Origin of the sequence: Roseovarius sp. MBR-78, assembly GCF_040547535.1 — a bacterium.
Classification (GTDB): domain Bacteria; phylum Pseudomonadota; class Alphaproteobacteria; order Rhodobacterales; family Rhodobacteraceae; genus Roseovarius.
Genome location: NZ_JBEPPX010000006.1, coordinates 96,952 through 122,606, shown reverse-complemented (window position 1 = coordinate 122,606; position 25,655 = coordinate 96,952). Strand labels below are relative to the sequence as shown.

The following is a 25,655-nucleotide window of genomic DNA, read 5'->3' as shown; positions in this document are numbered from 1 at the left end:
GAGATCCTCGGGGCGCAAGCCCGAGGATGACGGGGGTGCGTAGGTGGCTTAGAGCGGCACCGCCGTCACCTCTTCGCCGCGCACCACTAGCCCGATCTCGCCCCGGCAAAGGCGCAACGCGTCCTCGCCGAACACCTCGCGCCGCCAGCCCGAGAGCGCGGGCACGTCGTGCCCGCCTGCCGCGAGGTGATCGAGATCGGCGGCGCTGGCGATGAGCCGCCCGGCGACGCCGCTTTGATCGCTGCGCGCCTTGAGCAGCACCCGCAGCATATCGGCGATGGCCGGGTTGGCCTGCGCCTTGCCGTTGGCGTTCTCAGCGACGCGCGGCAGATCGTCTTGCGGGCAGTCAAGCCCCGCCTTGACGGCGGCGATGATCCCGTCGGCAATCTCGCCCTTGCGGGCCTCGCGCAGCAAGAGCCGCGCACGGCCCAGGTCTTGCATCGATTGCGGCTTGGTCGCGGCCAGTTCCAGCAGCGCATCATCCTTGTAGACGCGGCTGCGCGGCACGTCGCGGGCCTGTGCATAGCTCTCGCGGAAGCGGGCCAGTTCGCGCAGGATTGCGAGGAACCGCGGCGCGGTGTTGCGGGTCTTGAGGCGGCGCCAGGCCTCGGCGGGATCGGTGCGGTAGGTGTCGGGATTGGCGAGCGTGCTCAGCTCTTCCTGCACCCAGGCGCTACGCCCGGTCTTGTCGAGGCGGGCGGCGAGGAATTCGTAGATCTGGCGCAGGTGGGTCACATCGGCGATGGCATAGGCCTTCTGCGCCTCCGAGAGCGGGCGGCGCGACCAGTCGGTGAAACGCGAGCTTTTATCGACCGAGGCGCGGGCGATCTTCTTGACCAGCGTCTCGTAGCCCGCCTGATCGCCGAAACCGCAGACCATCGCCGCCACTTGCGTGTCAAAGAGCGGGGCCGGGATCACGCCTGCGGCGACGGCGAAAATCTCGAGATCCTGCCGGGCGGCGTGGAACACCTTGACCACCGACGGGTCGCGAAAGAGATCAAAGAGCGGCGCGAGCGAGAGCGCATCGCCGCCCTCGATGGGATCGACGAGCACGGCGTTGTCGTCATCGGTGCCGGGCATGGCCAGTTGCACGAGGCAAAGCTGGGAATAATAGGTGCGCTCGCGCAGGAACTCTGTATCGACGGTGATATAGGGATGCGCGCGCGCGGCCTCGCAATAGGCGGCGAGCGCCTCGGTGGTGGTGATTGTCTGCATCTGTGTCTTTCTGTGTCGCGGGTCTGCGCCTTTGGGGCTGGGTATATCCCAGCGCCCGGTCAAAGGGAATGCCCCGCTCAGGGCAGCATCACCTGCGTGTGGTCGCCCTGTGCAAAGCGCCGAAGCACCGCCGGATAGAGGATATGTTCCTGCTCCAGCACCCGCGCCGCGAGGGTTTGGGGCGTGTCGCCGGGCAGGACCGGCACCCGCGCCTGCCCGAGGATCGGGCCATCGTCGAGCGCGGGGGTGACCTCGTGGACGGTGCAGCCGGCCTCCGTCTCTCCGGCGGCGAGCGCGCGGGCGTGGGTGTCAAGCCCGCGATATTTCGGCAAGAGCGAGGGGTGGATGTTGAGCATTCGGCCCTGCCAGGGGGTGACGAAGCCCGCCGTCAGAACCCGCATGAACCCGGCAAGGCAGATGAGGTCGATGGCATGGGGGGCAAGGCGCGCGGCGATCTCTGATTCAAAGGCTGTGCGGTCGCCCTTGAAGGGGCGGTGGTCCACCACTTCGGTGGCGATGCCCTGCGCCCTGGCCCAGGCGATGCCGCCCGCGTCCGCGTTGTTGGAGATCACCAGCGCCGGGCGCGCGGGGTGCTCGCCGGTCATGCTTGCCACCAGCGCGCGCATGTTCGAGCCGCCGCCCGAAATGAAGATCGCGACCCGTTTGCTCAAGCGAGCCGCCCGGCATAGGCCACGCCTGCGCCTGCCGTCACAGTGCCGATGCGGTGGGTGGTCTCGCCCGCCTCTTGCAGCGCGGCCTCGACCGCCGTGGCGTGATCGGGGGCCGCGACCACCACCATGCCGATGCCGGAATTGAAGGTCTTGAGCAGTTCCGCCTCGGCCAGCCCGCCGGTCTCGGCCAGCCAGCGAAACACCGGCGGCAGCGGCCAGGCCCCGAGGTCGATTTCCGCGCCAAGGCCCTCGGGCAGGACGCGCGGCAGGTTCTCGGTCAGCCCGCCGCCGGTGATATGGGCAAGGCCGCGCACGCCGCCGGTGGCCAGCGCCGCCAGCGCCGGGCGCACATAGAGCCGGGTGGGCGCAAGCAGGGCCGCGCCGAGGCTCTGGCCCGCGTCCCAGGGGCAGGGATCGCCCCAGCCAAGGCCCGAGCGCTCGACGATGCGGCGCACGAGGCTATAGCCGTTCGAATGCACCCCGCTAGAGGCAAGGCCGATGAGCACGCAGCCCTCGGCCACCCTGCGCGGCAGATCGGTGCCGCGCTCCATCGCGCCGACGGCAAAGCCCGCGAGGTCGAAATCGCCTGCCGGATACATGCCCGGCATTTCCGCCGTCTCGCCGCCGATCAGCGCGCAGCCAGAGGCGGCGCAGCCCTTGGCGATGCCCTCGATGATGCGCGCGGCGCTGTCGACCTCAAGCTTGCCGGTGGCGAAATAGTCGAGGAAAAACAGCGGCTCCGCCCCTTGGCAGACCAGATCGTTGACGCACATGGCGACAAGGTCCACGCCCACGCCATCCACCTCGCCAGTGTCGATGGCGATGCGCAGCTTGGTGCCAACCCCGTCGGTTGCCGCGACCAGAACCGGGTCGGTGAACCCGGCGGCGCGCAGATCAAAGAGGCCCCCAAAGCCGCCGAGGCCGGACATCACGCCCGCGCGTTTCGTGGCGGCGGCGGCGGGCTTGATCCGCTCCACCAGCGCGTTGCCGGCGTCGATATCGACGCCCGCTGCGGCATAGGTCAGGCCGCCCGTATCGGTCGTGGGCTTGGTCATGGTCATCGCTCCTCGCGCCTGTCGCGGCATCGGTTAGTCCATCGCCCCGCGCCGCGCAATCCCAAAGCAGGGGCGCAGGGCAGGCTCACCGCACCGCCTCGATCGGGCCTTCGGCGCGGCCGTGGATGAACTGATCGAGATATGGATCGCCCGAGGCGTCCATCTCCGCGACCGGCCCGGTCCATTGGATCACCCCGTCATGCAGCATCGCGACATTGTCGGCGATGGCGCGCACGGAGCTCATGTCATGGGTGATGGTCATGGCGGTGGCGCCCATTTCCACCACGATTTCGCGGATGAGTTCGTTGATGACGCCCGCCATGATCGGGTCAAGCCCGGTGGTCGGCTCGTCGAAAAAGATGATCTCGGGCTCGGCGGCGATGGCGCGGGCGAGGCCTACGCGTTTTTGCATCCCCCCCGACAATTCGGCGGGGAACTTGTCGGCCACCTCGGGTTTGAGGCCCACGCGGCGCAGCTTCTCGATGGCCACCTCGCGCGCCTCGGCCTTGGGGCGTTTGAGCGAGCCGCGCAGCAGGCGAAAGGCGACGTTTTGCCAGACCGGCAGCGAATCGAACAGCGCACCGCCCTGAAACAGCATCCCGAAGCGGGCAAGAAAGGCGTCGCGGTCGCCCTTTGTCACGTCCTGCCCGTCAAGCGTGATGGTGCCGCTATCGGGATGAATGAGGCCAAGAATGCATTTCAACGCCACCGATTTGCCGGTGCCAGAGCCGCCGATGATGACCATCGACGTGCCCGATGCGATGGTCAGGTTGACCCCGCGCAACACGCGCAGATCACCGAAAGCCTTGTGAACATCGTGCATCTCGATCATGCGGAAAAGAACACCTCGGTCAGGATATAGTTGGCGGCGAGGATCAGCACAGACGAGGCCACCACTGCGCGCTTGGTCGCGCGTCCCACGCCCTGCGCGCCGCCGCTCGAGCGCATGCCGTGATAGCAGCCCATCAGCGCCACGATGAAGCCAAAGACCGATCCCTTGATGAGGCCCGAGACGACATCCCATGTCTCCAGGAAATCCACGGTCGTCTTGAGATAGGTGGCCGCGCCGAAATCAAGCCGCCCGATGCCCACCATGAAGCCGCCCATGATGCCGATGGCATCGCCCACCGCGACCAGCACCGGCACCGCCAGCGTGGCCGCCAGAACGCGGGGCAGGGTGAGGTATTTCATCGGGTTGGTGGAAAGCGTGGTGAGCGCGTCGATCTGCTCGGTCACTTTCATCGTGCCGATCTCGGCGGCGATGGATGAGGCCACGCGCGCCGCCACCATGAGGCCGCCCAGCACGGGGCCAAGCTCTCGGGTGAGGCCGATGGCGACAATCGAGGGCACAACGGTTTCGGCGTTGAAACGCGCGCCGCCCGCGTAGATCTGAAGCGCCAGCGCGCCGCCGGTGAAGAGCGCGGTGAGGCCAACGACCGGCAGCGAGAACCAGCCGATCTGCATCAGCGCGTGCAGGAATTCGCGGGCATAGAAGGGCGGGCGCGCAAGGTGGCTTACGGTCTCGGCGGCGTAAAGCGTGAACCGCCCCACGCCCGAGAGCATCGCGATCACCGCCTGCCCGATGGCTGCGAGAAAGCGCGCCAGCACGCTCATGCGCCGATATAGCGCCGCGTGTAGCGCCCCCCCAGCGAGGTGAGGATTTCATAGCCGATGGTGCCCGCATTGTCGGCGAGGTGGTCGATGCCCTGCTCTGGGCCAAGAAGGCGCAGATGCGCCGGGTCGTGGCCAAGATCGGTCACGTCCACGGCGATCAGGTCCATCGAGATGCGGCCCGCGACGGGGCAGGGGGTATCTTCGGCGTAAAGCATGGTGCGCGGCCCCATCGCGCGCAGGATGCCATCGCCGTAGCCCGCCGCGATGGTGGCGATGCGGGTGGGGCGGGCGGCGATGAAATCGCAGCCATAGCCCACGCTCTCGCCCGGCTCCAGATCGCGGCACTGGATCACGGGGATATCGAGCGTGACCACGGGGGCCGCCTCGGTGAAGGGCGCGCCGCCATAGAGGCCGATACCCGGTCGGGCGAGGTCGAAATGATACTCCGGGTGCAGCAGGATACCGCCGGTATTGGCAAGGCTGCGGGGGATATCCAGCCCCTCGGTCATCTCGCGGAAGGCGCGCAATTGCTGCGCGTTCATCGGGTGATCCGGCGCGTCGGCGCAGGCAAGGTGCGACATGATGAGCACGGGGGCCTGCGCCAGCGCGATCTCGCGCACCGCCTGCCATTCGGCGGGCTCCATCCCGAGCCGGTTCATGCCGGTATCAAGCTGGAGGCCGAAGGCATGGCCGGGCAGGGCCTCGGCGTGGCGGATCATCTGATCGACCGAGTTTATCATCGGCACCAGCCCGCAATCGGCGATCATGTCGGCATCGCCGGGCATGTGGCCGGAAAAGACATGGATCGCCGCCTCGGGGCCGACCACCTCGCGCAGCGCGGCGCCTTCCTCGGCCACGGCCACGAAAAAGCTGCGCGCGCCCGCGCGGGCAAGGCGGCGCGCGACGCGGGCGGCGCCCAGCCCGTAGGCGTCGGCCTTGACCACGGCGGCGGTCTCGCCGGTATTGGCATCGGCCAGCGCGCGCCAGTTGGCGGCGATGGCGTCGAGGTCGATGGTGAGGGTGGCGGTGCTCATGGCATGGGTTTTGACAGGCCGGGCGGGGGCGTCAAGGGGGAATGGGCGATTACGGCGCGTGACAGGCCAGGGGGCCGGACGCCGCGCGGCCTGCGCGCGGCTGTCCGCCGGGCCGGTCAGAACCAGCTTTGCACGCCGCGGGCGGCACCCGAGATGTCGCGCCCGATGCCATCGACGGTGGCACAGCCCGCGAGACCGGCGATGAGGGCGAAGGCGATCAGTTTGCGCATGAGGCTGCCTGTGTGTCTGTTTGCTCTGCTCGATGCGACGCAAGTTTCACTCGCGCCTTTTGTCCCACCAGACCGTGGGCAGGAAATGAATCCCATCCCCGTAGACCGGCAGGTTATCCACAGGATAGGCCAAATCCGCCTTGTGGGCAATACGGCCCACGGCATAGCGGTGGATGGGGATGACATAGCGCCCGGCGGTCAGCACCCGGTCGAGCGCGCGGGTGGCGGCGGTAAAGGCGGCGCGGTCGGGCGCGGCAAGCATGGCGTCGATCATCGCCTCGGCCGCGTCGGAGCGCATCCCCATCAGGTTGCGGCTGCCGGGGGTGTCGGCATGCTCGGACCCCCAGTAGAAGCGTTGCTCGTTGCCGGGGCTAAACGAGAGCGACCGGCGCATCATCGTGAGGTCGAAATCGAACTGCGCCACCCGCTCGGTATATTGCGCGCGGTCCACCGTCTCTATGGTGAGCGCGATGCCAAGCCGCTCCAGCGCGCGGGCGTAGATATCCATCATCGCGCCGGCCTGCGCGATCAGCCCGTCCTGTTGCAACAGCACGGTGAGGGCAAGCGGGCGGCCCGCCGCATTCGTGAGGCGCCCGCCCTCGACCTGCCAGCCAGCCTCTGCCAAGAGCGCGCGGGCGCGGCGCAGCCCGGTGCGGTTGCGCGCGGTGCCGTCGCTGACCGGCAGGGCATAGCCGTCGAGCGCGCCGGGGGGCAGCGTGCCCGCGAAGGGGGCCAGCAGGTCGCGCACCGCGCCGGTGGCGGGGCCGTGATCCATGCCCAGATCCGAGCCGGAGAAATAAGAGGTGATGCGCGGCTGTCGCCCGCCGGTGAGCGTGTCATTGATATACTCGAAATTGAACGCGGTGATGAGCGCCTCGCGCACGCGCCAGTCATCCAAGGGGGGGCGTCGCGTGTTCATCACGAAACCGGTCATCCCCGAGGGCGTGGCGTGGGGGATTTCCGAGAGCACGATCTCGCCGCGCTGCACAGCCGGAAAATCATATTGCGTGGCCCAGGCCTCGGCGTTGAATTCGCGCACATAGCTGAGCAGCCCGCCCTTGAACGCCTCCTTGAGCACGGTATCGTCGCCGAAATACTCGATGCGGATTTCGTCGAAATTATGCGTGCCACGGGTCAGCGGCAGGTCGCGGCCCCAGTAATCGGGGTTGCGCGTGAGGGTGACAAAGCGGTTCGGCTCATAGTCCGCAACCGTGTAGGGGCCGGTGCCGATGGGAATATCGTCAAGCCCGCCCTCGGCGATGTCGCGCCCGTCCCATTGCGCCTTTTGCAGGATCGGGCGCATCCCGGCGAGCAGGGCCAATTCGCGGTCGGCGTCGCGAAAGGTGAGGCGGACCGAGCGCGGCCCTGTGGCCTCGATCCGCGCCACCTTGTCCCAGAAGCCGCGATAGCGCGGGTGGCCGCGCGTGCCTAATGTCTCGTAGGACCAGATCACATCTTCAACCGTGACCGGGCTGCCATCGGAGAATCGGGCCTCCGCGCGGAGGGTGAATTCGACCCAGGATCGCGCCGCGTCGGTCTCGACCGATTCGGCCAGAAGGCCGTAGAGGGTGAACGGCTCGTCGAAGGAACGGCCCATCAGGCTCTCATGCGTGAGGCTTGCCAACTGCCAGGGCGGGGTGCCGCGCAGGATGAAGGGGTTGAGCGAATCGAAGCCGCCGACATTGCCGGTGACAACGCGCCCGCCCTTGGGCGCGTCGGGGTTGGCATAGGGCAGCGACACAAAATCCGGTGGCAGGTCCGGGGTGCCATACATAGCTATGCCATGCGCGGGCCCGGCGGCTGCGGGTAAGCCTGCGAGGGCAAGCGCGAGGGCCGCCAGCGCGGCCTGCATTTTGGGGAAAAAATCCGGTGCCATTTTGGCGACAATTCCTGCTCTGCCTTGTTTTCTTGACCCCAACCCTAAGACCGGATTCACGTCTTTTCAAACTTTTAGCTTGGAGCGAGGCGCGAGATTGCTTATAAAGGGGTCACTGCTCGATAGGTTTCTTGCCTGTATGAAACCTGCCTCAATGACTATACCCCGGCCTTGTGCCGGGGTTTTTTTGTCCCCTCTCCCCGATGTGATCGACACCCCCGCGCAAGTCCCCGTGCATTTCGCGCGCGCGGCATCTATGCTGCAAGCGCAATGTATATTGGGAGACAAAGCATGAGTGTCAAAGGCAAGACCGCCGTCATCACCGGGTCGAATTCGGGCATCGGCCTCGGCATCGCCGAGGAGCTGGCGCGCGCGGGCGTGAACGTGGTGCTGAACTCGTTCACCGATTCGGAAGAGGATCACGCGCTGGCCAAACGCATCGCCGATGAGACCGGGGTGGAGGCGCGCTATATCAAGGCCGACATGTCCAAGGCCGACGAGTGCCGCGCGCTCATTGAGAAGGCAGGGGCCTGCGATATCCTGATCAACAATGCGGGCATTCAGCATGTCGCGCCGATCGATGAGTTTCCGGCCGGCAAATGGGATGCGATCATCGCCATCAACCTCAGTTCCGCCTTCCATACCACCGCCGCCGCGCTGCCCGCGATGCGTGAACGCGGCTGGGGTCGGGTGATCAACATCTCCTCGGCGCATGGCCTGACAGCAAGCCCGTTCAAATCGGCCTATGTCGCGGCCAAGCATGGCATTGTCGGGCTGACCAAGGTCACGGCGCTGGAAACCGCGCGCGAGCCGATCACCGCCAATGCGATCTGTCCGGGCTATGTGCTGACGCCCCTGGTCGAGGATCAGATCCCCGACACGATGGAGAAATACAACATGGGCCGCGAAGAGGTGATCGAGAAGGTCATGCTGGAGCGGCAGCCTTCCAAGGAATTCGCCACCACCGAACAGATGGGCGGCACGGCGCTGTTCCTGTGCTCGGACGCAGCCGCGCAGATCACCGGCACCACGATCAGCGTCGATGGCGGCTGGACCGCGCTTTGAGCCATTGGCGGGGGCGGTTGGCTGGGCTATGACAGAGGCATGTTTGCTGATTTCCTGACCCGGCTTCTTGCCCCCGCCCCCGAAACCCTGCCCGACGCGGATGCGCGTCTGGCGCTGTCGGCGCTGATGGTGCGGTTTGCCCGCAGCGATAATGATTATGCCGAGGCAGAGCGCGCGCGAATCACGGCGATCATCGCCGAACGCTACGGCCTTGACGCGGCAGAGGCCGAGGCGCTGCGCGCCGATGCCGAGGCGCTGGAGGCCGAGGCCCCCGACACGGTGCGATTCACCCGTGCGATCAAGGACGCGGTGCCCTATGAGGCGCGCGCCGAGGTGATCGAGGCGCTGTGGCAGGTGGCGCTTGCCGATGGGGCGCGCGAGGCACATGAGGATTCGCTGATGCGGCTGGTGGCGAGCCTTCTGGGCCTCACCGATCAGGAGAGCGCCCGCGCCCGGCAGAAAGTAACGCGCGCATGATCGCGAGCCTGCCGATGTATGACCGCCCCGAGACGGCGGCGGCCAATGACCGTTTGTGGCAGGGGGTGCGCGACCGGTTGGGATATGGGCCGGAGCATCTCACGCGCGGGGGCGATTTTTGGGAGCACTGGGAGCATCCCGAATTGGTGCTGTCGCAGACCTGCGGGTTGCCGTTTCGCACGCGGCTGCGCGACCGCGTGCAGTTCGTGGCCGCCCCCGTCTTTGACCTGCCCGATTGCCCTGAAGGGCATTACTACAGCCATTTCGTGGTGCGCGCGGATGATCCGCGCGATGACCCGGCGGACTATGCCGATGCGGTGCTTGCCTATAACGAGGCGGTATCGCAATCGGGCTGGGCGGCACCGCAGGCCTGGGCCGCCGCGCGCGGATTCGCGTTTGCGCGCGTGATGGGCACCGGGGCGCATGTGAATGCCGCGCGCGCGGTGGCCGAAGGGCGTGCCGATATCGCCGCCATCGACGCGCTGACATGGCGGATAATCGCGCGGCATGAGGGCTATGCCGCAAGGCTGCGGATCATCGCGCGCACCGATCCAAGCCCCGCGATGCCCTATATCACCGCGATCACCCGCGACCCGGCCCCGATCCGCGCGGCACTTGGCGAGGCGCTGGCGGCATTGTCGGCGGCCGACCGCGCGGTGCTGGGCTTGAGTGGCCTGGCGGCGCTCGCGCCCGAGGATTATTTCGCGGTGCCCAATCCTGTCGTGCCTGCCGCCGATTTGGTCTGACCGGGCGTCATATCGGCGGGCAAACCCACCATTTCGCCGCTTTGCAAGTTGCAATGCGCATAATTTTCCGCCCTAGTGTCACAAAACAGCAAAGTATCCGTCCATCAGGGGGGCGCGCGCGTGGCCGACATACCGGTGATCGAGATTCGCAACCTGCACAAGGCCTATGGCGCGCTGGAGGTCATCAAGGGCGTGGACATCACCGCGCCCAAGGGGCATGTGATCTCGCTTATCGGCTCGTCCGGCTCGGGCAAATCCACCATCCTGCGCTGCGCCAACCTGCTGGAGGACAGCCAGCAGGGCGATATCCTGTTCAACGGCGAACCGGTCACGTGGAGGGGGACGGGGCTTGGCCGCCACCCGGCGGATGCCAAACAGGTTTTGCGCATCCGCACCAATCTCAGCATGGTGTTTCAACAGTTCAACCTGTGGGCGCATATGACCATCCTGCAAAACGTGATGGAGGCCCCCGTCACGGTGCTGGGCCGCGACCGGGCCGAGGTGGAGCAGGCCGCGCGACACTATCTCGACAAGGTGGGGATCGGCGACAAATGCGACGCCTACCCGGCGCAGCTCTCGGGCGGGCAACAGCAGCGCGCGGCGATTGCGCGGGCGTTGGCGATGGAGCCGGAGGCGCTTTTGTTCGACGAGCCGACATCGGCGCTTGATCCCGAGCTTGAACAGGAGGTGATCCGCGTCATCAAGGATCTGGCGGGCGAGGGCCGCACCATGATGATCGTGACCCACGATATGAGCATGGCCCGAGATGTGAGCGATCACGTCGTGTTCCTGCATCAGGGCCTGATCGAGGAAGAGGGCGCGCCCGACAGGCTGTTCGGCGCGCCGGAATCCGAGCGGCTGCGGGGCTTTCTCAGCTCCACCAAGGCCGCGTGAACCTTACCAACCAAGAGGGAGAGACGTATGAAAAAGCTACTGATTTCAACCGCCGCCGTGGCCATGATGGCCGGTATGGCGATGGCGCAGGACGTGGTACGGCTGGGCACCGAAGGGGCCTACCCGCCGTGGAACTTCATCAACGATGCCGGTCAGGTGGACGGGTTCGAGCGCGAGCTGGGCGATGAGCTGTGCAAGCGCGCCGCGCTCAATTGCACATGGGTCACGAATGATTGGGACAGCATCATCCCCAACCTCGTCTCGGGCAATTATGACGCGATCATCGCGGGCATGTCGATCACCGACGAGCGCGATCAGGTCATTGATTTCACCCAGAACTATACCCCGCCGGACCCGTCGGCCTATCTTGGCATGTCGGCGGATGTCGATGTGACCGGCGGCGTGGTCGCGGCGCAGACCGGCACCATCCAGGCCGGATACGTGGCCGAATCGGGCGCAACGCTGCTGGAATTCGCCACGCCCGAGGAGACCATCGCCGCCGTGCGTAACGGCGAGGCGGATGCGGTGCTCGCGGATAAATCCTATCTCGCGCCGATCGCGCAGGAAGATCCCGACCTGGATTTCGTGGCCGATGACGTGGCGCTTGGTGGCGGCGTCGGCATGGGCGTGCGCGAATCCGACGCCGAATTGCGCGCCAAGTTCGACGCGGCGATCCAGTCGATGAAGGATGATGGCAGCCTCAACACCATGATCGAGAAATGGGAAGTGTCCTCGACCTTCGAGTGATGCCTTTCGGCCCCCGCGCGCCTCGTGCGGGGGTCATCCAGCCCGAGGGAGGCCGCCATTTTTTCCTTCTGCGCCGATCCATCCACCCTTGAGGGGCTGAAATGGCTGTCGTGCTATCTGACCACGGTCAAGCACGCCAATCTCTATATCGCGGTGGGCACGGTCCTGCTCTTGCTGGCGATCACCGCGCCCGCGGCGATGCTGTTCGGCTTTGGCGGGGCGATGGCGGCGCGGTCGCGGATCGCGCCGGTGGCCTGGGTCGGCAAGGGCTATATCGCGATCGTGCGCGGCGTGCCCGATATCGCGTTCTTCCTGTTTTTCGTGATCGCGCTCGACCAGATTTTCGAGGTGATCCGCCACAAGATCAAATGCCCCGACTGGACCGATGATATCTGGCAGGGCAGTGATTTCGTGGTTTGCCAGGCGGCCAAGCTGCCCTTGGGCAATTCACCGCAATGGGTGCATGACTCCTACGGGTTCTTCATCGCGGTGCTGACCTTCGCCATCGTGTTCGGCGCGTTCGCGGCCAACGTCCTCTATGGGGCCATGCGCGCCGTGCCGCGCGCGCAGATCGAGACGGCAGAGGCCTATGGCATGTCGCGGCGGCAAAGCTTCTGGCGCATCCTCGTGCCGCAGATGTGGGTCTATGCGCTGCCCGGCCTCAGCAACCTGTGGATGGTGCTCACCAAGGCCACGCCGCTGCTGTTCCTCTTGGGCGTCGAGGATATCGTTTACTGGGCGCGCGAGCTGGGCGGCACGGCACTGCCGCGCTTTACCGATTATCCGCATGGCGACTGGCGGATGTGGTATTTCTTCGCGCTGCTGGTGTTCTATCTTGGCCTCACCAAGGTGTCGGAGGTGGTGCTGGAGCGGGTCATGCAGCGCCTGAGCCATGGGCAGGCCACGACGGGCGGCGAAGCGCAGCGGAGGGCGGCATGAGCTGCCTTCAGACGGTTCAGGATTACGCGCTGCGCTCGCTTGGCTATGGCGAGCGGCTCTTGCCGCGCGAGGGCTATACGCTGTGCGAGCATTTTACGCTGATCGGATCGGGGATGATCTGGAACGTGTATTTCGGCGCGATTGCGCTGGCGACCGGGTTCTTTCTGGCGACACTGGTGGCGCTGGGCAAGGGCGCGCGCAACCCGCTGATCCGCAAGCCATCGGAATGGTTCATTTTTGTCTTTCGCGGCTCGCCGCTCTTCATCCAGTTCTTTTTCGCCTATTTCCTGTTCCTGTCGCTGAAATCGGTCAGCCCGGTGTTCGACGTCTTTACCTCGGCCTGGCTGGGGGCGCTCATCGTGCTGTTTCTCAACACCGCCGCGTATTCGGGCGAGATTTTCTATGGCGCGTTGCGCTCGATTCCCAAGGGCGACGTGGAGGCCGCCGATGCCTATGGGTTCTCGGGGCTGCGGCGGTTTCGCCGGATCATCTGGCCCACGATGCTGCGGCTGGCATGGCCTGCCTATACCAACGAGGCGATATTCCTGTTCCATTCCACGACGCTGGTGTTTTTCTCGGGCTTTCCGGCATGGCAACAGCGCGGCGATGCGCTTTATTACGCCAATTATTTCGCCGACAAGACGTTCAACCCCTTCGTGCCCTATCCGATCCTTGCGGGGTATTTCATCCTGCTCACGCTGGTCATCATCGGGATTTTCGGCGCGGTCAACCGGCGGCTCAACCGGCATTTGCCGCAGGAGGCGCGGCGGGGGTTGAAGCTGCGGCTCAATCTTATCCGCTAGATGGCGGTGGCGATCCTGATTCCGGCGGCGGGGGCGTCGCGGCGGATGCGGGGGCGTGACAAGCTGCTGGAAGAGGTGCGGGGCCGCGCGCTGATTGCCGACCGGGTGGCGGTGGCGCTGGGCACCGGGCTCGACGTGCTGGTAACGCTGCCGCCGGGCGCGCGCGCGCGGGCCGCAGCATTGGAGCCGCTCGCCGGGCCGCGGCTGGCGGTGGAGGAGGTGCCGGGCGCGGGCGAGGGCATGGCGGCCTCGGTGCGGCGCGGCGCGGACTGGGCCGGGGGGCGCGCGCTGATGGTGCTGTTGCCGGACCTGCCGGAGATCACGGGCGGGGATTTGCGCGCGGTTCTGCGCGGCTTTGACGGCGCGCATATCCTGCGCGCCACGGCGGCGGATGGCACGCCGGGGCATCCGGTGGTGTTCCCGGCGGGGTGCCTGCCCGAATTGGCGGCGCTGCGCGGTGACGAGGGCGCGCGGCAGGTGCTGGCGCGGCACGATGTGCGACTCCTGGCGCTGCCCGACCGCCGCGCGGTGACCGATCTCGACACGCCCGAGGACTGGGCTGCATGGCGGGCGGCGCACGCGCCGAAACCTTAATAAAACCCAAAGAAACCGGGCGGTTGGCAAGGGGGTGCGTTTGACTTGACGCGCCGTTTCCCGTATCGGTTGTGCCCTGCTGGACGAGATGGGCAAGCGGCCTCGGGGCATCCCGGTGGCCGTTTTTTCATGTCGGCGCGGGCGGGGGGCATCGCGAGAGGAAAACGGCATGAGGCAGCGATACGCATGGTTCTGATCACCCCGGAGGAGGGGCCTTCGGGCCTGACCAGCGCGATCAACGTGCTTGAAGAGCAACTCGCAGACATGCGCGGGGAGCTTGAGGCGCTTTATCGGCGGATACGGGCCGGGGAGCTTGAAGAGTTGAAAAACGCGACAAAGGCCACGGCGGAAATCCGTCAATGGCTCAAGATCGCCATCGAAATGGAGGCACAGCTTGACAAACGCAGACAACACGAACGTGGCATCGTCCACGGCTACGCCATCGACTTTGACGCCGCCCGAGTTGAAATCCGGTGCCGCCTGGATCGTCTCGGAAGGGCGCGATGCGCAGGACGAATTGCTCGCTGCCCTGAGCGAGGGTGAGTTGCTGGCGCTGCCCTATATTTTCGAGTTCTGGGCGATGGAGCATCAATTGCCGCCCGAGGGGGACTGGCGCACATGGGTGATCCTGGGCGGGCGCGGCGCGGGCAAGACGCGCGCAGGCGCGGAATGGGTGCGCGCCCGCGTCGAGGGGGCGCTGCCGCTCGATCCGGGCGCGTGCAGGCGGCTGGCGCTGGTGGGCGAGACGGTCGATCAGGTGCGCGAGGTGATGGTGTTCGGCGAAAGCGGCATCATGGCGTGCAGCCCGCCCGACCGGCGGCCCGAATGGCAGGCGACGCGCAGGCGGCTCGTGTGGCCCAACGGGGCGGTGGCGCAGGTGTTTTCCGCGCATGAGCCAGAGGGGCTGCGCGGGCCGCAATTCGACGGGGCCTGGGTGGATGAGCTGGCCAAGTGGAAGAAGGCGCGCGACACCTGGGACATGCTGCAATTCGGGCTGCGGCTGGGCGAGGCGCCGCAGGTCTGCGTGACCACGACACCGCGCAACGTGGGCGTGCTCAAGGATATCCTTGCCAGCGCCAGCACGGTGGTGACAAGCGCGCCGACCGAGGCCAATGCCGCCAATCTCGCGCAGGGCTTCCTTGAGGAGGTGCGCGCGCGCTACGCGGGCACCCGGCTGGGGCGGCAGGAGCTTGACGGTGTGCTGGTCGATGCCGCCGAGGATGCGCTCTGGACGCCCGCGATGATCGAGGCGGGCCGGGTGGAGGCCGCCCCCGATCTCGACCGGATCGTGGTCGCGGTCGATCCGCCGGTCACGGGCCATGCCGGATCGGATGAATGCGGGATCGTGGTGGTGGGGGCGGTGACGCGCGGCCCGGTGCAGGACTGGCGGGCCTATGTGCTCGACGATGCCAGCGTCAGCGCGGCCAGCCCCGCCACCTGGGCGCGCGCGGCGATCCGCGCGATGGAGCACTGGGGGGCCGAGCGGCTGGTGGCCGAGGTCAATCAGGGCGGCGATCTGGTGGAGCAGGTGATCCGGCAGGTCGATCCGCTGGTGCCGTTCCGCAAGGTCCACGCGAGCCGGGGCAAGGCCGCGCGCGCCGAGCCGGTGGCCGCACTTTACGAGCAGGGGCGGGTGCATCACCTGCGCGGGCTGGCCCGGCTCGAGGACCAGATGTGCGCGATGACCAGCCGCGGCTTCGAGGGCAAGGGCAGCCCCGACCGGGTGGATGCGCTGGTCTGGGCGCTGACCGATCTGATCGTGGAGCCGGGGGCCAAGTGGCGCGCGCCGCGCGTGCGCGCGGTGTGAGGGGGAGGGGGGGTAACGGGCCTGTTGCTGCCGTTTGCCTCCTGCCCCCCCGCGCGCAATCAAGTATCCGTCCGGGTCAAGCCATTTTGGGCTGCCATGTTCTGCCCTCGCTGATGAGTGTGTTGGCGAGTTGAATGAGTTTTCTCATGAGAGCGGTGAGCGCGACCTTGTGGGGTTTTCCAGCTGCGCGTAGCTGGTCGTATTTGGGGCTGAGATCGGGGTTTTTCTTCATCGCGACGAGGGCAGGCATGAAGAGGGCTTCGCGCAGGTGTCTGCGCCCGCCCTCGATCCTCGCCTTGCCGCGCCAGTTGCCGGATTGTCGGGTCATTGGCGCGAGCCCGGCGAGGGCGGCGATCTGCTTGTGGCGCAGGGTGCCGATTTCAGGACATTCCGCGAGGATGGTGCGCGCGGTGATGCGTCCGACGCCGGGGATCGAGGTGAGGATCTGGGCGGCGCGGCGGCGCTTGGGGCAGGCCTCGAGGCAGGCGTCGATCTCGGCGTCGAGGGTGGCGATCTGACGCTCGGCCTGGGCAAGCCGCGCCTTCACCAGCCGCCGGACGAGCGGCAGCCGCGCCGCCGCCAGCCGGTTCATCAGGGCGGTCCGGTCCCGCACAAGGCCCGAGCGGGTGGCGCGTAACTCCCTGAGAACGGTCTGGATTTCGTCGGCGGGCCGATCCGGGACCAGCTCCAGCGCCCGGCCCATGCGCGCAAGCATCAAAGCGTCCACGGCATCGGTCTTGGCCCGCGTGCCGTTCGCCTGCGCGAAGCGGCGGGCGTGAAGCGGGTTGACCTTCACCAGCGGCAAACGCCCGGCGAAAGCCGCTTCGAAATCGCGATGACAGGCCCCGGTCGGCTCGAAGACGACCAGGTCTGGATCGTCCGCGCCGATCCAGCGCGCGAAGGCCCCGAACCCGGTGGCGGTGTTGTCAAACCGCGCGTGGCTGCCCGTCGTGAGGCGATGCGCGTCGAAATGCAGTTTCGAGATATCGATGCCGATGGTATCATGTGTCATCTTCGTCATGTCCTATGCTTGTCGTGCAGGGCTGTGTGCCGCTGCGTATCCGTTCAGGCCCCATGCGAAGACGGCGGTCGATCTCACTTGATTACGGTCCTCCAAGACCGGGTGCGAAACGATCCAACCGCCGCCACCGCACGCCATGATTGGCGTGGCGTGCGGTGGCTCCATCCTCGCATGGAACCGGGAAAATCATAAGACAAGGTGCCGCAGGCACCGCCGCGCGATCGCCCGACCGCCCGGACGGGCGGGCGCTTTTGCAACGACGCAACCCTCACAATCGTTCAAGTATTTGGCGCCATAAAGTGCGTTTCACATCTGTTGCAGCGCCCACCCGCGGTCGGGCACTCACGCGGCTCATCGCATGATATCGAACGCCGCCCCTTCAGGTCCGCTCCGACACCGCGTCTCTCCGGGTCGCGCCTGCCTGCCCTCACAGGCGCGCGCTGCGGTTAACATTCGTTAAACCTTTCGCGGTCTGTTGCCCGTCGAGCGCCGAGGTGAAGGAGCGAGCGATGATACTGGATTTCTTTCGGCAAGGAGGGGCTGACGTGGCCGAGATGCCCGAGCAGAAGGCGAGTGCCGCGGGCCGCGTCATCGCCTGGGGCGGCACGGGGCGCGGCGTGGCGTGGAGCCCGCGCGACACGGTGAGCCTGACGCGCAGCGGATTTGCCGGCAACCCGGTGGGGTTTCGCGCGGTCAAGATGATCGCCGAGGCGGCGGCGGCCTTGCCCTTGGTGTTGCAGGATGCCGAGCGGCGCTATGCGGTGCATCCGGTGCTTGATCTGGTGGGTGCGCCGAACCCGGCGCAGGGCCGGGCGGAATTGTTCGAGGCGCTTTATGGCCAGCTTTTGCTGTCGGGCAATGCCTATATCGAGGCGGTGGGGGCGGGTGCTGGCCTGCCGCTGGAGCTGCATGTGCTGCGCTCGGACCGGATGAGCGTGGTGCCGGGGGCCGATGGCTGGCCGGTGGCCTATGAATACAGCGTCGCCGGGCGCAAGCACCGGTTCACGCTTGGCGAGGGCGCGCCCTGCATCTGCCATATCAAGTGCTTTCACCCCCAGGACGACCATTACGGCCTGTCGCCGATGCAGCCCGCCGCGCAGGCGGTGGATGTGCACAACGCGGCAAGCCGCTGGTCGAAGGCGCTCTTGGACAATGCCGCGCGGCCCTCGGGGGCGATCATCTACAAGGGGGCCGAGGGGCAGGGGGTGCTGAGCAGCGATCAGTATGACCGGCTGGTGAGCGAGATGGAGGCGCATCATCAGGGCGCGCGCAATGCCGGCCGTCCTATGCTGCTGGAGGGCGGGCTGGACTGGAAGCCGATGGGATTCTCGCCCTCTGACATGGAATTCCAGCAGACCAAGGAATCAGCGGCGCGCGAGATCGCGCTGGCCTTTGGCGTGCCGCCGATGCTGCTCGGCATTCCGGGCGACGCGACATTCGCCAATTACCAGGAGGCCAACCGCGCGTTTTACCGGCTCACGGTGCTGCCGCTGGTGGCGCGGGTGAGCGCCAAGGTGGCGGCGTGGTTGCGCGAGTTTACCGGCGAGGCGCTGGAGCTGTCGCCCGATCTCGACAACGTGCCTGCGCTGGCGGCGGAACGCGACGCGCAATGGGCGCGGGTGGCGGGGGCGGATTTCCTGACACCTGCGGAAAAGCGGGCGCTGCTGGGCCTGCCGCCGCTGGCGGGTGATGCGGGTGAGTGAGGGCGCGCCGCCGCCGCGCTACGGGTTCGAGGCCTTCGATTGCGCGCCCGCGCTGCGGCTTGAGGCGCATGAGCGGGTGTCGGAGCTACAGCAGCGGGCCTTGCAGGAGCGGCTTGAGCGGATCGAGGCGGCGGTGGAGCGGCTGGAGCGGCGGCTGTGGCTGGCGGTTTACGGCGTGGTGGCGGCGGTGCTGGTGCAGGCGTTCCAGCCGATACTGGCGGCACTTCCGGGATGAAAGGAAAGGGCGAGGCGATGGAGACGGGATTGGAGCGGAAATTCGCGCAGGGCGGGGCGGATGGCCTGTGCGTCACGCAAGAGGGCGGGATCGAGGGCTATGCCAGCCTCTTTGACGCGCCCGACCAGGGCGGCGATGTGGTGGCGCGGGGGGCCTATGGCGCCTGCCTCAAGCGGATGAAGGTCGAGGGGCGGCGGGTGCGGATGCTGTGGCAGCATGACCCGCGCGAGCCGATCGGCATCTGGGACGAGCTGCGCGAGGATGCGCGGGGGCTGTGGGTCAAGGGGCGGCTGCTGGAGGGGGTGGCGCGCGGTCGCGAGGCGGCGGCGCTGCTGGCGGCAGGCGCGATCGACGGGCTGAGCATCGGCTATCGCACCGTGCGCGCCAGCCGGAACGAGAAGGGCCAGAGGCTCTTGCAGGAACTGGAGCTTTGGGAGGTGTCGCTGGTGACCTTCCCGATGCTGCCCAGTGCGCGGGTGGCGGCGAAGGGCGAAAGCCCCGGCGACGACGCCTTGCGCGAGATGGCCGCCGTGTTGCGCGCGGCGCGCCGGGAGATGGCGCAGGGGTAGCGCCGACCCGCAACCGAGAGGAGTTGACGATGACGACCGAGACAAAGGCTCGGACCGGGGAAGACATGTCTCCGGCAGCCGAGATGGGGGAGGCCGTGCGCGGTTTCCTGGACGAATTCAAGGGCTTTCGGGCCGAGATCACGACGCGGTTTCAACAGCAGGAAGACAAGATGACCATGATCGAACGCAAGAGCCTGACGCAGGCGCGCCCGCAGCTTGCCGGCACCCACGAGATGCACGCCCCCCACCGCAAGGCGTTTGACGCCTATTTGCGCTCGGGCGACGATGACGGGCTGCGCGGGCTGGACCTTGAGGGCAAGGCGCTCAACACCTCCATTGCCGCCGAGGGCGGCTATCTGGTCGATCCGCAGACCTCGGAGACGATCCGCTCGGTGCTCAATTCCACCGCGTCGATCCGCGCCATCGCCAATGTGGTGGCGGTCGAGGCGACATCGTTCGACGTGCTGGTGGATCACAGCGACCTGGGCCATGGCTGGGCGACGGAGACCACCGGCGTGGCCGAGACCGACACGCCGCAGATCGACCGTATCTCGATCCCGCTGCACGAGTTGAGCGCGCTGCCCAAAGCAAGCCAGCGGCTGCTCGATGACAGCGCATTCGACGTAGAGGAATGGCTCGCCTCGCGCATCGCCGACCGGTTTTCGCGCGCCGAGGCGGCGGCCTTTGTCAATGGCGACGGGGTGGACAAGCCGCGCGGCTTCCTCAGCCGTCCGGCGGTGGATAACGCGGTCTGGACCTGGGGCAACCTGGGCTATGTGCCCACCGGTGCCGATGGTGACCTGAACGGCCCCGACCCGATCGTCGATCTGGTCTATGCGCTGGGGGCGGAATACCGCGCCAATGCGACTTTCGTGATGAATTCGCGCACCGCAGGCGTGGTGCGCAAGCTCAAGGATGTCGATGGCCGGTTCCTGTGGTCCGACGGTCTTGCCGCAGGCGAGCCCGCGCGGCTGATGGGCTATCCGGTGCTGATTGCCGAGGACATGCCCGAGATCGCCACCGGCGCGGATGCTATTGCCTTTGGCGATTTCCGCGCGGGCTATACCGTGGCCGAGCGCCCGGACCTGCGCATCCTGCGCGATCCGTTCAGCGCCAAGCCGCATGTGCTGTTCTACGCCACCAAGCGCGTCGGCGGCGATGTCAGCGATTTCAAGGCGATCAAGCTTTTGCGGTTCGCCGTCGCCTGAGGCGCGCGGTGAAGGCGGGCGGGGGCAACGCGCCCCCGCCCCGAAGGCGCGTGCCGCGTGATGCGGTGTTGTGCAGCTTCCCCTCCGTCCGGGCAATGCCGGGCGGCACGCGCCGCCGATGCGGGAGGGGCCGGGATGATGGAGATGGTCCATGTTGCTGATGGAAGAGACAGCGGTGCCAAATGCCGCATTGCCGCTGGCGGAGTTCAAGGCGCATCTGCGGCTGGGCACCGGATTCGCCGATGACGATATTCAGGACCCCGTTTTGGAAGGGTTTTTGCGCGCGGCACTGGCCGCGATTGAGGGGCGCACCGGCAAGGTGCTGATTGAGCGGGATTTTTCCTGGGTGCTGCACGATTGGCAGGAGGCCACGGGCCAGCCCCTGCCGGTGGCACCGGTGGCCGCGATCCTGAGCCTCACGCTGCGCGACCGCGCCGACGAGGAGGAGCTGATCGACCCCGCGCTTTACCGGCTGGAGCGCGACGCGCATCGCCCGGTGCTGCGGCCTGCGGGGCATATGCTGCCGATGGTGCCCACCGGAGGCGTGGCCGAGATCGTGTTTCGCGCGGGCTATGGCGCGGGCTGGGGCGATCTGCCCGCCGATCTGGGGCAGGCGGTGCTTCTGTTGGCGGCGCATTACTACGAGCACCGGTTCGAGACCGCGCTGGGCGAGGGGTGCATGCCCTTTGGCGTGGCGAGCCTGATCGAGCGCTACCGCAAGGTGCGCATCCTTGGCGGGGGGGCGCGGTGATGGCGCGGCCCCGGCTCAACCGGGCGCTGGTGCTCGAGGTGCCGCAGCGCGCGCCCGATGGCGCGGGCGGGTTCACGCAAGCCTGGGCGGTGCGCGGCACGCTCTGGGCCGAGTTGGTGGCGCGCTCGGGCCGCGAGGCGGCGGGCGAGGCGCTGCGGCTGGCGCGGGCGGGCTATCGCATCACCGTGCGCGCCGCGCCACAGGGCGCGCCGTCGCGGCCCGAGCCGGGCCAGCGGCTGCGCGATGGCGCGCGGCTCTTTCATATCCTCGCGGTCACCGAGAGCGGCGCGGGGGCGGGGTATCTCACGCTTTGGGCCGAGGAGGAGGTGGTGGCATGAGCTATGGCATGGCGGCGGCGCTTCAGGCGGCGATCTGGCAGCATCTGTCCAGTGATCCGGGCCTTGCCGCACTGGTGGGCGGCGCGATCTATGACGCCGCCCCGCAGGGGGCAGAGCCCGGTCTTTATGTGGCGCTGGGCCCCGAGGACGCGCGCGAGCGCGGCGACGCGACGGCCCCCGGTGCCGAGCATCGCGTGAGCGTCACGGTGGTGAGCGCGGGCGCGGGATTCCTTGCCGCCAAGCAGGCGGCGGGGGCGGTGAGCGACGCGCTGGAAAGCGCGGCGCTGGTGCTCGACCGGGGGCGGCTGGTGTCGCTCAACTTCCTTCGCGCGCGGGCGCGGCGCAGCGGTGACGGGCAGCGGCGGCGGATCGACCTGACCTTTCGGGCGCGCGTGGATGACGGCGTCTGATCCTTGGTGATTTCGCATGTTCGAGGAGCTTAAAACCGGTTCCCACTTTTAAGCAACATGCTTTAGCAGAACGGAGACAAGACATGGCAGTTCAGAATGGCAAGGACCTTCTTATCAAGGTCGATCTCAGCGGCAGCGGCAATTTCCAGACGGTGGCCGGGCTGCGCGCCACGCGGGTGAGTTTCAACGCCGAGAGCGTGGATGTCACCAGCCTCGACTCGGCGGGGGGGTGGCGCGAGTTGCTGGCGGGCGCGGGCGTCAAATCGGCCAGCATCAGCGGTTCGGGGATTTTCCGCGATGCCGCCAGTGATGCGCGGATGCGGCAGATTTTCTTTGATGGGGAAATGCCGGAATTTCAGGTGATCATCCCCGATTTCGGCACCATCGAGGGGCCGTTTCAGGTGACGGGGATCGAATATGGCGGCACCCATGACGGCGAGGCGACCTATGAGATGTCGCTGGCGTCGGCGGGGCGGCTCGACTTCGTGGCGCTGTGAGCGGGGCCGTGGCCAACCCCTGGGCGGGCGAGGTGGCGCTGGTCGTCGCGGGCGAGGGCCGGGTGATGCGGCTTACCCTCGGGGCGCTCGCGGAGATGGAGGCCGCATTGGGGGCTGATAGCCTCGTCGATCTGGTGGCGCGGTTCGAGGAGGGGCGGTTTTCCTCGCGCGATGTGTTGGCGGTGATCGTGGCGGGCCTGCGCGGCGGTGGCTGGCGCGGCACGGCGGCGGATCTGCTTTGCGCCGAGATCGAGGGCGGGCCTCTGGCGGCGGCGCGGGCGGCGGCGCAGCTTCTGGCGCGGGCCTTTGCCCTGCCCGAGGCGGAAGGGTGAGCGGCGCGCGCTTTGACTGGCCCGCGCTGATGCGTGCGGGCGTGCAGGGCTTGGGCTTGCGCCCGGCGGAATTCTGGGCGCTGACGCCTGCCGAATTGCGGCTGATGCTGGGCGAGGGCCAAGGGCCGCGCCCGATGGCGCGCGACGGGCTGGAGGCGCTTCTGGCAGCCTTTCCCGATGAGCAAGAGGAGATGAGCGATGGATGAGCTGGACCGCGCCGACGATCTGGAGGCGCAGATCACGGCGCTGGACGATGCGATGGGGCAGGCGGGCGCGATGGCCGCCGCCTTTGCCGGGGAATTGCAGAGCGTGCGCGGCGGGTTCGCCGCCGCCGGGCAGGATGTGCAGAGCCTCGAGCGGGGCTTGAGCCGGGGATTGAGCGGCGCGCTGCGCGGCGCGGTGGTGCAGGGCGACAGCCTGAGCGACAGCCTGCGGCGGCTCGCCACGACGCTGGTCAACACCGCCTTCAACGATGCCGTGCGCCCGGTGAGCGACCAGGTGGGCGGGCTTCTGGCGCAGGGGGTGGGGGCGCTCTTTGGCGGCGCGTTCGAGAAGGGGGGCAGTTTCGCGCAAGGGCGCGTGATGCCCTTTGCCAATGGCGGCGTGGTGAGCGGGCCGGTGTCCTTTCCGATGCGGGGCGGGCGCAGGGGGCTGATGGGCGAGGCGGGACCGGAGGCGATCCTGCCGCTGTCGCGCGGCAGCGATGGGCGGCTCGGGGTGCGCGCGCAGGGGGGCGGCGCGGTGAGCGTGGTGATGAATGTCACCACCCCGGATGTGGAGGGGTTTCGCCGCAGCCAAGGGCAGATCGCGGCGCAGCTTGGTCGCGTGATCGGGCGCGGCGCGCGCAATCGGTAAGGGGGCAAGGCCATGAGTTTTCACGAGATACGATTCCCCGCGAGCCTCAGCTTTGGCTCGATCGGCGGGCCGGAGCGGCTGACCGAGATCGTCACGCTGGCGAGCGGTTTCGAGGAGCGCAACAGCCCCTGGGCGCAGGCGCGACGGCGCTATGACGCGGGCGTGGCGCTGCGCAGTCTTGACGATATCGAGGCGCTGATCGCGTTTTTCGAGGCGCGGCAGGGGCAGCTATACGGTTTTCGCTGGAAGGATTGGAGCGATTTCAAATCCTCCCGCGCCGGGGCCGCGCCCGCCTTTGACGACCAGGAGATCGGGGTGGGCGACGATGCCACCGTGGCCTTCGCGTTGCGCAAGAGCTACCGCTCGGGCGCGCAGGAGGCCCGGCGCCCTATCGTCAAGCCGGTCAAGGGCAGCGTGCACATGGGGCTGGGCGGCGTCGAGATGCGCGAGGGGGTGCATTACGAGGTGGACGAGACCACCGGGATCGTGACCTTTGCCGAGCCGCCCAACCGGGGCGTGCCGGTGACCGCTGGCTATGAATTCGATGTGCCGGTGCGGTTCGACACCGACCGCATCGCGGTGAGCCTTGCCTCGTTCCAGGCGGGCGAGGTGCCCAATGTGCCGGTGGTGGAGATCCGGGTATGACCGGGGCCGAGGCGCTGGCCGCGCATCTGGGGCAGGGGGTGAGCACCACCTGCCGGGCCTGGGCACTGACGCGGCGCGACGGGCGGGTGATGGGCTTTACCGATCACGACCGGGCGTTCAGCTTTGACGGCATCGTGTTTCGCCCCGGCACGGGGATGAGCGCGCGCGCGGTGGCGGCGGGCACCGGGCTTTCGGTGAACAATACGGAGGCGTTGGGCGCGCTGTCGGACGGGGCCATCACCGAGGCCGAGATCGAGGCCGGACGCTATGACGGCGCGGGCGTGCGGGCGTGGATCGTCAACTGGCGCGACGTGGCTCAGCGGGTGGTGGTCTTTGCCGGGACCATCGGCGATATCCGCCGCGCGGGCGGCGCGTTCGAGGCGGAATTGCGGGGGCTGACGGATGCGCTCAACGTGCCGCTGGGGCGGGTGTATCAAAAGAGTTGCAGCGCCATCCTTGGTGATCGCGACTGCACCTTTGATCTCAATACGCCGGGGTATGTTTCCGAGCGCGTGGCGGAAGATGTGGTGGAGAACCGCGTGTTTCGCTTTGCCGATATGGGCGGCTTTGCCGAGGACTGGTTCCGGCATGGCGTGATCCGGGTGACAAGCGGCGCGGCGCAGGGCCTTGCGGGGATGATAAAACGTGACCGTATGGAAGGGCCGGGCCGGGTGATCGAGCTATGGCATCCGCTGGGCGCTGCGGTGGTGCCGGGCGACGGGCTGCGGATCGAGGCGGGGTGCGACAAGCGCCGGGCGACGTGCCAATTCAAGTTCGACAACCTGCTGAATTTTCAGGCCTTCCCGGATATTCCCGGCGATGACTGGGTGATTACCGATCCGACCAAATCGCCGCGTCTTGACGGCGGGAGCCGCAGGCGATGAGCGCGCGGGCAGAGCAGGTTGTGGCGGCGGCGCGCGGTTGGCTGGGCACGCCCTACCGCCATCAGGCGGCGTGCCGGGGCGCGGGCTGCGATTGTCTGGGCCTTGTGCGGGGCGTCTGGCGCGAGGTGATGGGCGAGGAGCCCGAACGCCCGCCCGCCTATTCGATGGACTGGTCCGAGCCTGCCCGCGACGAGGCGCTTTGGCGCGCGGCGGCGCGGCATCTGGTGGCGCGCCCCCTCGGGGCCGAGGCGGCGGGCGATGTGATCCTGTTTCGGATGCGTGACGGCGGCGTGGCCAAGCATCTGGGCATCGTGGCGCAGGCCGGGCCGGGGGCGCGGTTCATCCACGCCTATGCCGGGCATGGCGTGGTCGAGACCACGCTGAGCGCGCCCTGGCGGCGGCGGATCGCTGCGCGTTTCGCCTTTCCTGAGGAGAGATAA

33 protein-coding genes are annotated in these 25,655 nt (G+C 67.7%); 24 read left to right on the top strand and 9 right to left on the bottom strand.

From position 1 onward, the window contains the following. Positions 1-48 precede the first annotated feature (48 nt). The 8 genes from rnd to ABIE58_RS06730 all read right to left on the bottom strand — a co-directional run bounded on the left by rnd (position 49) and on the right by ABIE58_RS06730 (position 7,695). Positions 49-1,215 (bottom strand): ribonuclease D, encoded by a 1,167-nt coding sequence (rnd, locus tag ABIE58_RS06765; protein ID WP_354543944.1) that lies wholly within the window; start codon positions 1,213-1,215, stop codon positions 49-51. A gap of 77 nt (positions 1,216-1,292) precedes the next feature. After that, entirely contained in the window at positions 1,293-1,886 is a 594-nt protein-coding gene (gene purN, locus ABIE58_RS06760; RefSeq protein WP_354543943.1) for a phosphoribosylglycinamide formyltransferase, read from the bottom strand. Next, a complete protein-coding gene (gene purM / locus ABIE58_RS06755) occupies positions 1,883-2,947 on the bottom strand; it encodes a phosphoribosylformylglycinamidine cyclo-ligase (RefSeq protein ID WP_502950071.1) in 1,065 nt (354 codons plus the stop codon). Before purM ends, purN begins: the two co-directional genes overlap by 4 nt. Positions 2,948-3,026: 79 nt before the next feature. Continuing rightward, entirely contained in the window at positions 3,027-3,773 is a 747-nt protein-coding gene (locus ABIE58_RS06750) for an ABC transporter ATP-binding protein (protein WP_354543941.1), read from the bottom strand. Further along, positions 3,770-4,555, bottom strand: a complete 786-nt coding sequence (locus ABIE58_RS06745; protein ID WP_354543940.1) for an MlaE family ABC transporter permease — start codon at positions 4,553-4,555, stop codon at positions 3,770-3,772. Before ABIE58_RS06745 ends, ABIE58_RS06750 begins: the two co-directional genes overlap by 4 nt. Further along, positions 4,552-5,589: an alanine racemase gene (alr, locus tag ABIE58_RS06740; RefSeq protein ID WP_354543939.1), complete on the bottom strand. Its 1,038-nt coding sequence runs from the start codon at positions 5,587-5,589 to the stop codon at positions 4,552-4,554. Before alr ends, ABIE58_RS06745 begins: the two co-directional genes overlap by 4 nt. 116 nt (positions 5,590-5,705) lie before the next feature. Beyond that, positions 5,706-5,819 carry an entericidin EcnA/B family protein gene (locus tag ABIE58_RS06735; RefSeq protein ID WP_354543938.1) on the bottom strand — a complete coding sequence of 38 codons (114 nt, stop codon included), beginning with the start codon at positions 5,817-5,819 and terminating at the stop codon, positions 5,706-5,708. 46 nt (positions 5,820-5,865) lie between these two features. Then, positions 5,866-7,695, bottom strand: a complete 1,830-nt coding sequence (locus ABIE58_RS06730) for an extracellular solute-binding protein (protein ID WP_354543937.1) — start codon at positions 7,693-7,695, stop codon at positions 5,866-5,868. Between the two features lie 291 nt (positions 7,696-7,986). Between ABIE58_RS06730 and ABIE58_RS06725 the strand changes: the two genes are divergently transcribed. The 10 genes from ABIE58_RS06725 to ABIE58_RS06680 all read left to right on the top strand — a co-directional run bounded on the left by ABIE58_RS06725 (position 7,987) and on the right by ABIE58_RS06680 (position 15,767). Further along, positions 7,987-8,760 (top strand): 3-hydroxybutyrate dehydrogenase, encoded by a 774-nt coding sequence (locus tag ABIE58_RS06725; RefSeq protein WP_354543936.1) that lies wholly within the window; start codon positions 7,987-7,989, stop codon positions 8,758-8,760. A 39-nt stretch (positions 8,761-8,799) separates the two neighbouring features. Continuing rightward, the gene (locus tag ABIE58_RS06720; protein WP_354543935.1) at positions 8,800-9,237 is read left to right on the top strand and encodes a tellurite resistance TerB family protein; all 438 of its coding nucleotides are present in this window, start codon (positions 8,800-8,802) and stop codon (positions 9,235-9,237) included. Further along, a complete protein-coding gene (locus tag ABIE58_RS06715; protein ID WP_354543934.1) occupies positions 9,234-9,983 on the top strand; it encodes a PhnD/SsuA/transferrin family substrate-binding protein in 750 nt (249 codons plus the stop codon). The genes ABIE58_RS06720 and ABIE58_RS06715 overlap by 4 nt, the downstream gene beginning before the upstream one ends. A gap of 120 nt (positions 9,984-10,103) precedes the next feature. Next, positions 10,104-10,877: an ABC transporter ATP-binding protein gene (locus ABIE58_RS06710; RefSeq protein ID WP_354543933.1), complete on the top strand. Its 774-nt coding sequence runs from the start codon at positions 10,104-10,106 to the stop codon at positions 10,875-10,877. Between the two features lie 27 nt (positions 10,878-10,904). Further along, entirely contained in the window at positions 10,905-11,624 is a 720-nt protein-coding gene (locus tag ABIE58_RS06705; RefSeq protein ID WP_354543932.1) for a transporter substrate-binding domain-containing protein, read from the top strand. Between the two features lie 57 nt (positions 11,625-11,681). Beyond that, complete coding sequence (locus ABIE58_RS06700; RefSeq protein WP_354544013.1) at positions 11,682-12,563, top strand: ABC transporter permease; 882 nt, start codon at positions 11,682-11,684, stop codon at positions 12,561-12,563. Then, entirely contained in the window at positions 12,560-13,366 is an 807-nt protein-coding gene (locus ABIE58_RS06695) for an ABC transporter permease (RefSeq protein ID WP_354543931.1), read from the top strand. The genes ABIE58_RS06700 and ABIE58_RS06695 overlap by 4 nt, the downstream gene beginning before the upstream one ends. Next, complete coding sequence (locus ABIE58_RS06690) at positions 13,367-13,960, top strand: nucleotidyltransferase family protein (RefSeq protein WP_354543930.1); 594 nt, start codon at positions 13,367-13,369, stop codon at positions 13,958-13,960. It abuts the gene before it with no gap. Positions 13,961-14,146: 186 nt separating this feature from the next. Next, entirely contained in the window at positions 14,147-14,503 is a 357-nt protein-coding gene (locus ABIE58_RS06685; protein ID WP_354543929.1) for a hypothetical protein, read from the top strand. Beyond that, positions 14,424-15,767 carry a DNA-packaging protein gene (locus tag ABIE58_RS06680; protein WP_354544012.1) on the top strand — a complete coding sequence of 448 codons (1,344 nt, stop codon included), beginning with the start codon at positions 14,424-14,426 and terminating at the stop codon, positions 15,765-15,767. The genes ABIE58_RS06685 and ABIE58_RS06680 overlap by 80 nt, the downstream gene beginning before the upstream one ends. 76 nt (positions 15,768-15,843) lie before the next feature. Here the strand turns inward: ABIE58_RS06680 and ABIE58_RS06675 are convergent, their stop codons facing one another. Beyond that, on the bottom strand, positions 15,844-16,788 hold the full coding sequence (locus ABIE58_RS06675; RefSeq protein ID WP_354543928.1) for an IS110 family RNA-guided transposase: 945 nt from the start codon (positions 16,786-16,788) through the stop codon (positions 15,844-15,846). A 509-nt stretch (positions 16,789-17,297) separates the two neighbouring features. Here ABIE58_RS06675 and ABIE58_RS06670 point away from each other — a divergent pair. The 14 genes from ABIE58_RS06670 to ABIE58_RS06605 all read left to right on the top strand — a co-directional run bounded on the left by ABIE58_RS06670 (position 17,298) and on the right by ABIE58_RS06605 (position 25,655). Beyond that, the gene (locus tag ABIE58_RS06670) at positions 17,298-18,491 is read left to right on the top strand and encodes a phage portal protein (protein ID WP_354543927.1); all 1,194 of its coding nucleotides are present in this window, start codon (positions 17,298-17,300) and stop codon (positions 18,489-18,491) included. Further along, positions 18,484-18,726, top strand: a complete 243-nt coding sequence (locus tag ABIE58_RS06665; protein WP_502950070.1) for a GTA head formation protein, RCAP_rcc01685 family — start codon at positions 18,484-18,486, stop codon at positions 18,724-18,726. The genes ABIE58_RS06670 and ABIE58_RS06665 overlap by 8 nt, the downstream gene beginning before the upstream one ends. Continuing rightward, positions 18,723-19,295, top strand: coding sequence for an HK97 family phage prohead protease (locus ABIE58_RS06660; RefSeq protein ID WP_354543925.1), 573 nt, complete (start codon positions 18,723-18,725; stop codon positions 19,293-19,295). Before ABIE58_RS06665 ends, ABIE58_RS06660 begins: the two co-directional genes overlap by 4 nt. A 29-nt stretch (positions 19,296-19,324) precedes the next feature. Continuing rightward, on the top strand, positions 19,325-20,503 hold the full coding sequence (locus ABIE58_RS06655; RefSeq protein WP_354543924.1) for a phage major capsid protein: 1,179 nt from the start codon (positions 19,325-19,327) through the stop codon (positions 20,501-20,503). Positions 20,504-20,654: 151 nt separating this feature from the next. Then, the gene (locus tag ABIE58_RS06650; RefSeq protein ID WP_354543923.1) at positions 20,655-21,254 is read left to right on the top strand and encodes a head-tail connector protein; all 600 of its coding nucleotides are present in this window, start codon (positions 20,655-20,657) and stop codon (positions 21,252-21,254) included. After that, the gene (locus ABIE58_RS06645; RefSeq protein WP_354543922.1) at positions 21,254-21,592 is read left to right on the top strand and encodes a head-tail adaptor protein; all 339 of its coding nucleotides are present in this window, start codon (positions 21,254-21,256) and stop codon (positions 21,590-21,592) included. Before ABIE58_RS06650 ends, ABIE58_RS06645 begins: the two co-directional genes overlap by 1 nt. Next, positions 21,589-22,002, top strand: a complete 414-nt coding sequence (locus ABIE58_RS06640) for a DUF3168 domain-containing protein (protein WP_354543921.1) — start codon at positions 21,589-21,591, stop codon at positions 22,000-22,002. The genes ABIE58_RS06645 and ABIE58_RS06640 overlap by 4 nt, the downstream gene beginning before the upstream one ends. 83 nt (positions 22,003-22,085) lie before the next feature. After that, positions 22,086-22,499, top strand: coding sequence for a phage major tail protein, TP901-1 family (locus tag ABIE58_RS06635; protein ID WP_354543920.1), 414 nt, complete (start codon positions 22,086-22,088; stop codon positions 22,497-22,499). Positions 22,500-22,507: 8 nt separating this feature from the next. Beyond that, positions 22,508-22,831, top strand: a complete 324-nt coding sequence (locus ABIE58_RS06630; RefSeq protein WP_354543919.1) for a gene transfer agent family protein — start codon at positions 22,508-22,510, stop codon at positions 22,829-22,831. A gap of 29 nt (positions 22,832-22,860) precedes the next feature. Beyond that, positions 22,861-23,037, top strand: coding sequence for a rcc01693 family protein (locus ABIE58_RS06625; RefSeq protein ID WP_502950073.1), 177 nt, complete (start codon positions 22,861-22,863; stop codon positions 23,035-23,037). Further along, positions 23,030-23,686 (top strand): RcGTA-type gene transfer agent tail tape measure protein, encoded by a 657-nt coding sequence (locus tag ABIE58_RS06620; protein ID WP_354543917.1) that lies wholly within the window; start codon positions 23,030-23,032, stop codon positions 23,684-23,686. The genes ABIE58_RS06625 and ABIE58_RS06620 overlap by 8 nt, the downstream gene beginning before the upstream one ends. A 12-nt stretch (positions 23,687-23,698) precedes the next feature. Then, positions 23,699-24,331 (top strand): phage distal tail protein, Rcc01695 family, encoded by a 633-nt coding sequence (locus ABIE58_RS06615; RefSeq protein ID WP_354543916.1) that lies wholly within the window; start codon positions 23,699-23,701, stop codon positions 24,329-24,331. Then, positions 24,328-25,215 (top strand): phage/gene transfer agent baseplate hub protein, encoded by an 888-nt coding sequence (locus ABIE58_RS06610; RefSeq protein WP_354543915.1) that lies wholly within the window; start codon positions 24,328-24,330, stop codon positions 25,213-25,215. The genes ABIE58_RS06615 and ABIE58_RS06610 overlap by 4 nt, the downstream gene beginning before the upstream one ends. Continuing rightward, positions 25,212-25,655 carry an NlpC/P60 family protein gene (locus ABIE58_RS06605; protein ID WP_354543914.1) on the top strand — a complete coding sequence of 148 codons (444 nt, stop codon included), beginning with the start codon at positions 25,212-25,214 and terminating at the stop codon, positions 25,653-25,655. The genes ABIE58_RS06610 and ABIE58_RS06605 overlap by 4 nt, the downstream gene beginning before the upstream one ends.

Bases quoted from the DNA above. Each gene is read 5' to 3' on its own strand.
- ABIE58_RS06660 (WP_354543925.1), top strand. From the start codon at position 18,723: ATGAAAGGAAAGGGCGAGGCGATGGAGACGGGATTGGAGCGGAAATTC.
- ABIE58_RS06725 (WP_354543936.1), top strand. From the start codon at position 7,987: ATGAGTGTCAAAGGCAAGACCGCCGTCATCACCGGGTCGAATTCGGGC.
- ABIE58_RS06705 (WP_354543932.1), top strand. From the start codon at position 10,905: ATGAAAAAGCTACTGATTTCAACCGCCGCCGTGGCCATGATGGCCGGT.
- ABIE58_RS06690 (WP_354543930.1), top strand. From the start codon at position 13,367: ATGGCGGTGGCGATCCTGATTCCGGCGGCGGGGGCGTCGCGGCGGATG.
- ABIE58_RS06745 (WP_354543940.1), bottom strand. From the start codon at position 4,555: ATGAGCGTGCTGGCGCGCTTTCTCGCAGCCATCGGGCAGGCGGTGATC.
- ABIE58_RS06650 (WP_354543923.1), top strand. From the start codon at position 20,655: ATGTTGCTGATGGAAGAGACAGCGGTGCCAAATGCCGCATTGCCGCTG.
- ABIE58_RS06635 (WP_354543920.1), top strand. From the start codon at position 22,086: ATGGCAGTTCAGAATGGCAAGGACCTTCTTATCAAGGTCGATCTCAGC.
- ABIE58_RS06675 (WP_354543928.1), bottom strand. From the start codon at position 16,788: ATGACGAAGATGACACATGATACCATCGGCATCGATATCTCGAAACTG.
- ABIE58_RS06730 (WP_354543937.1), bottom strand. From the start codon at position 7,695: ATGGCACCGGATTTTTTCCCCAAAATGCAGGCCGCGCTGGCGGCCCTC.
- ABIE58_RS06655 (WP_354543924.1), top strand. From the start codon at position 19,325: ATGACGACCGAGACAAAGGCTCGGACCGGGGAAGACATGTCTCCGGCA.
- alr (WP_354543939.1), bottom strand. From the start codon at position 5,589: ATGAGCACCGCCACCCTCACCATCGACCTCGACGCCATCGCCGCCAAC.
- ABIE58_RS06715 (WP_354543934.1), top strand. From the start codon at position 9,234: ATGATCGCGAGCCTGCCGATGTATGACCGCCCCGAGACGGCGGCGGCC.
- ABIE58_RS06685 (WP_354543929.1), top strand. From the start codon at position 14,147: ATGGTTCTGATCACCCCGGAGGAGGGGCCTTCGGGCCTGACCAGCGCG.
- ABIE58_RS06695 (WP_354543931.1), top strand. From the start codon at position 12,560: ATGAGCTGCCTTCAGACGGTTCAGGATTACGCGCTGCGCTCGCTTGGC.
- ABIE58_RS06615 (WP_354543916.1), top strand. From the start codon at position 23,699: ATGAGTTTTCACGAGATACGATTCCCCGCGAGCCTCAGCTTTGGCTCG.
- ABIE58_RS06640 (WP_354543921.1), top strand. From the start codon at position 21,589: ATGAGCTATGGCATGGCGGCGGCGCTTCAGGCGGCGATCTGGCAGCAT.
- ABIE58_RS06750 (WP_354543941.1), bottom strand. From the start codon at position 3,773: ATGATCGAGATGCACGATGTTCACAAGGCTTTCGGTGATCTGCGCGTG.
- rnd (WP_354543944.1), bottom strand. From the start codon at position 1,215: ATGCAGACAATCACCACCACCGAGGCGCTCGCCGCCTATTGCGAGGCC.
- ABIE58_RS06610 (WP_354543915.1), top strand. From the start codon at position 24,328: ATGACCGGGGCCGAGGCGCTGGCCGCGCATCTGGGGCAGGGGGTGAGC.
- ABIE58_RS06625 (WP_502950073.1), top strand. From the start codon at position 22,861: ATGCGTGCGGGCGTGCAGGGCTTGGGCTTGCGCCCGGCGGAATTCTGG.
- ABIE58_RS06620 (WP_354543917.1), top strand. From the start codon at position 23,030: ATGGATGAGCTGGACCGCGCCGACGATCTGGAGGCGCAGATCACGGCG.
- purM (WP_502950071.1), bottom strand. From the start codon at position 2,947: ATGACCATGACCAAGCCCACGACCGATACGGGCGGCCTGACCTATGCC.
- ABIE58_RS06645 (WP_354543922.1), top strand. From the start codon at position 21,254: ATGGCGCGGCCCCGGCTCAACCGGGCGCTGGTGCTCGAGGTGCCGCAG.
- ABIE58_RS06735 (WP_354543938.1), bottom strand. From the start codon at position 5,819: ATGCGCAAACTGATCGCCTTCGCCCTCATCGCCGGTCTCGCGGGCTGT.
- ABIE58_RS06720 (WP_354543935.1), top strand. From the start codon at position 8,800: ATGTTTGCTGATTTCCTGACCCGGCTTCTTGCCCCCGCCCCCGAAACC.
- ABIE58_RS06605 (WP_354543914.1), top strand. From the start codon at position 25,212: ATGAGCGCGCGGGCAGAGCAGGTTGTGGCGGCGGCGCGCGGTTGGCTG.
- ABIE58_RS06670 (WP_354543927.1), top strand. From the start codon at position 17,298: ATGATACTGGATTTCTTTCGGCAAGGAGGGGCTGACGTGGCCGAGATG.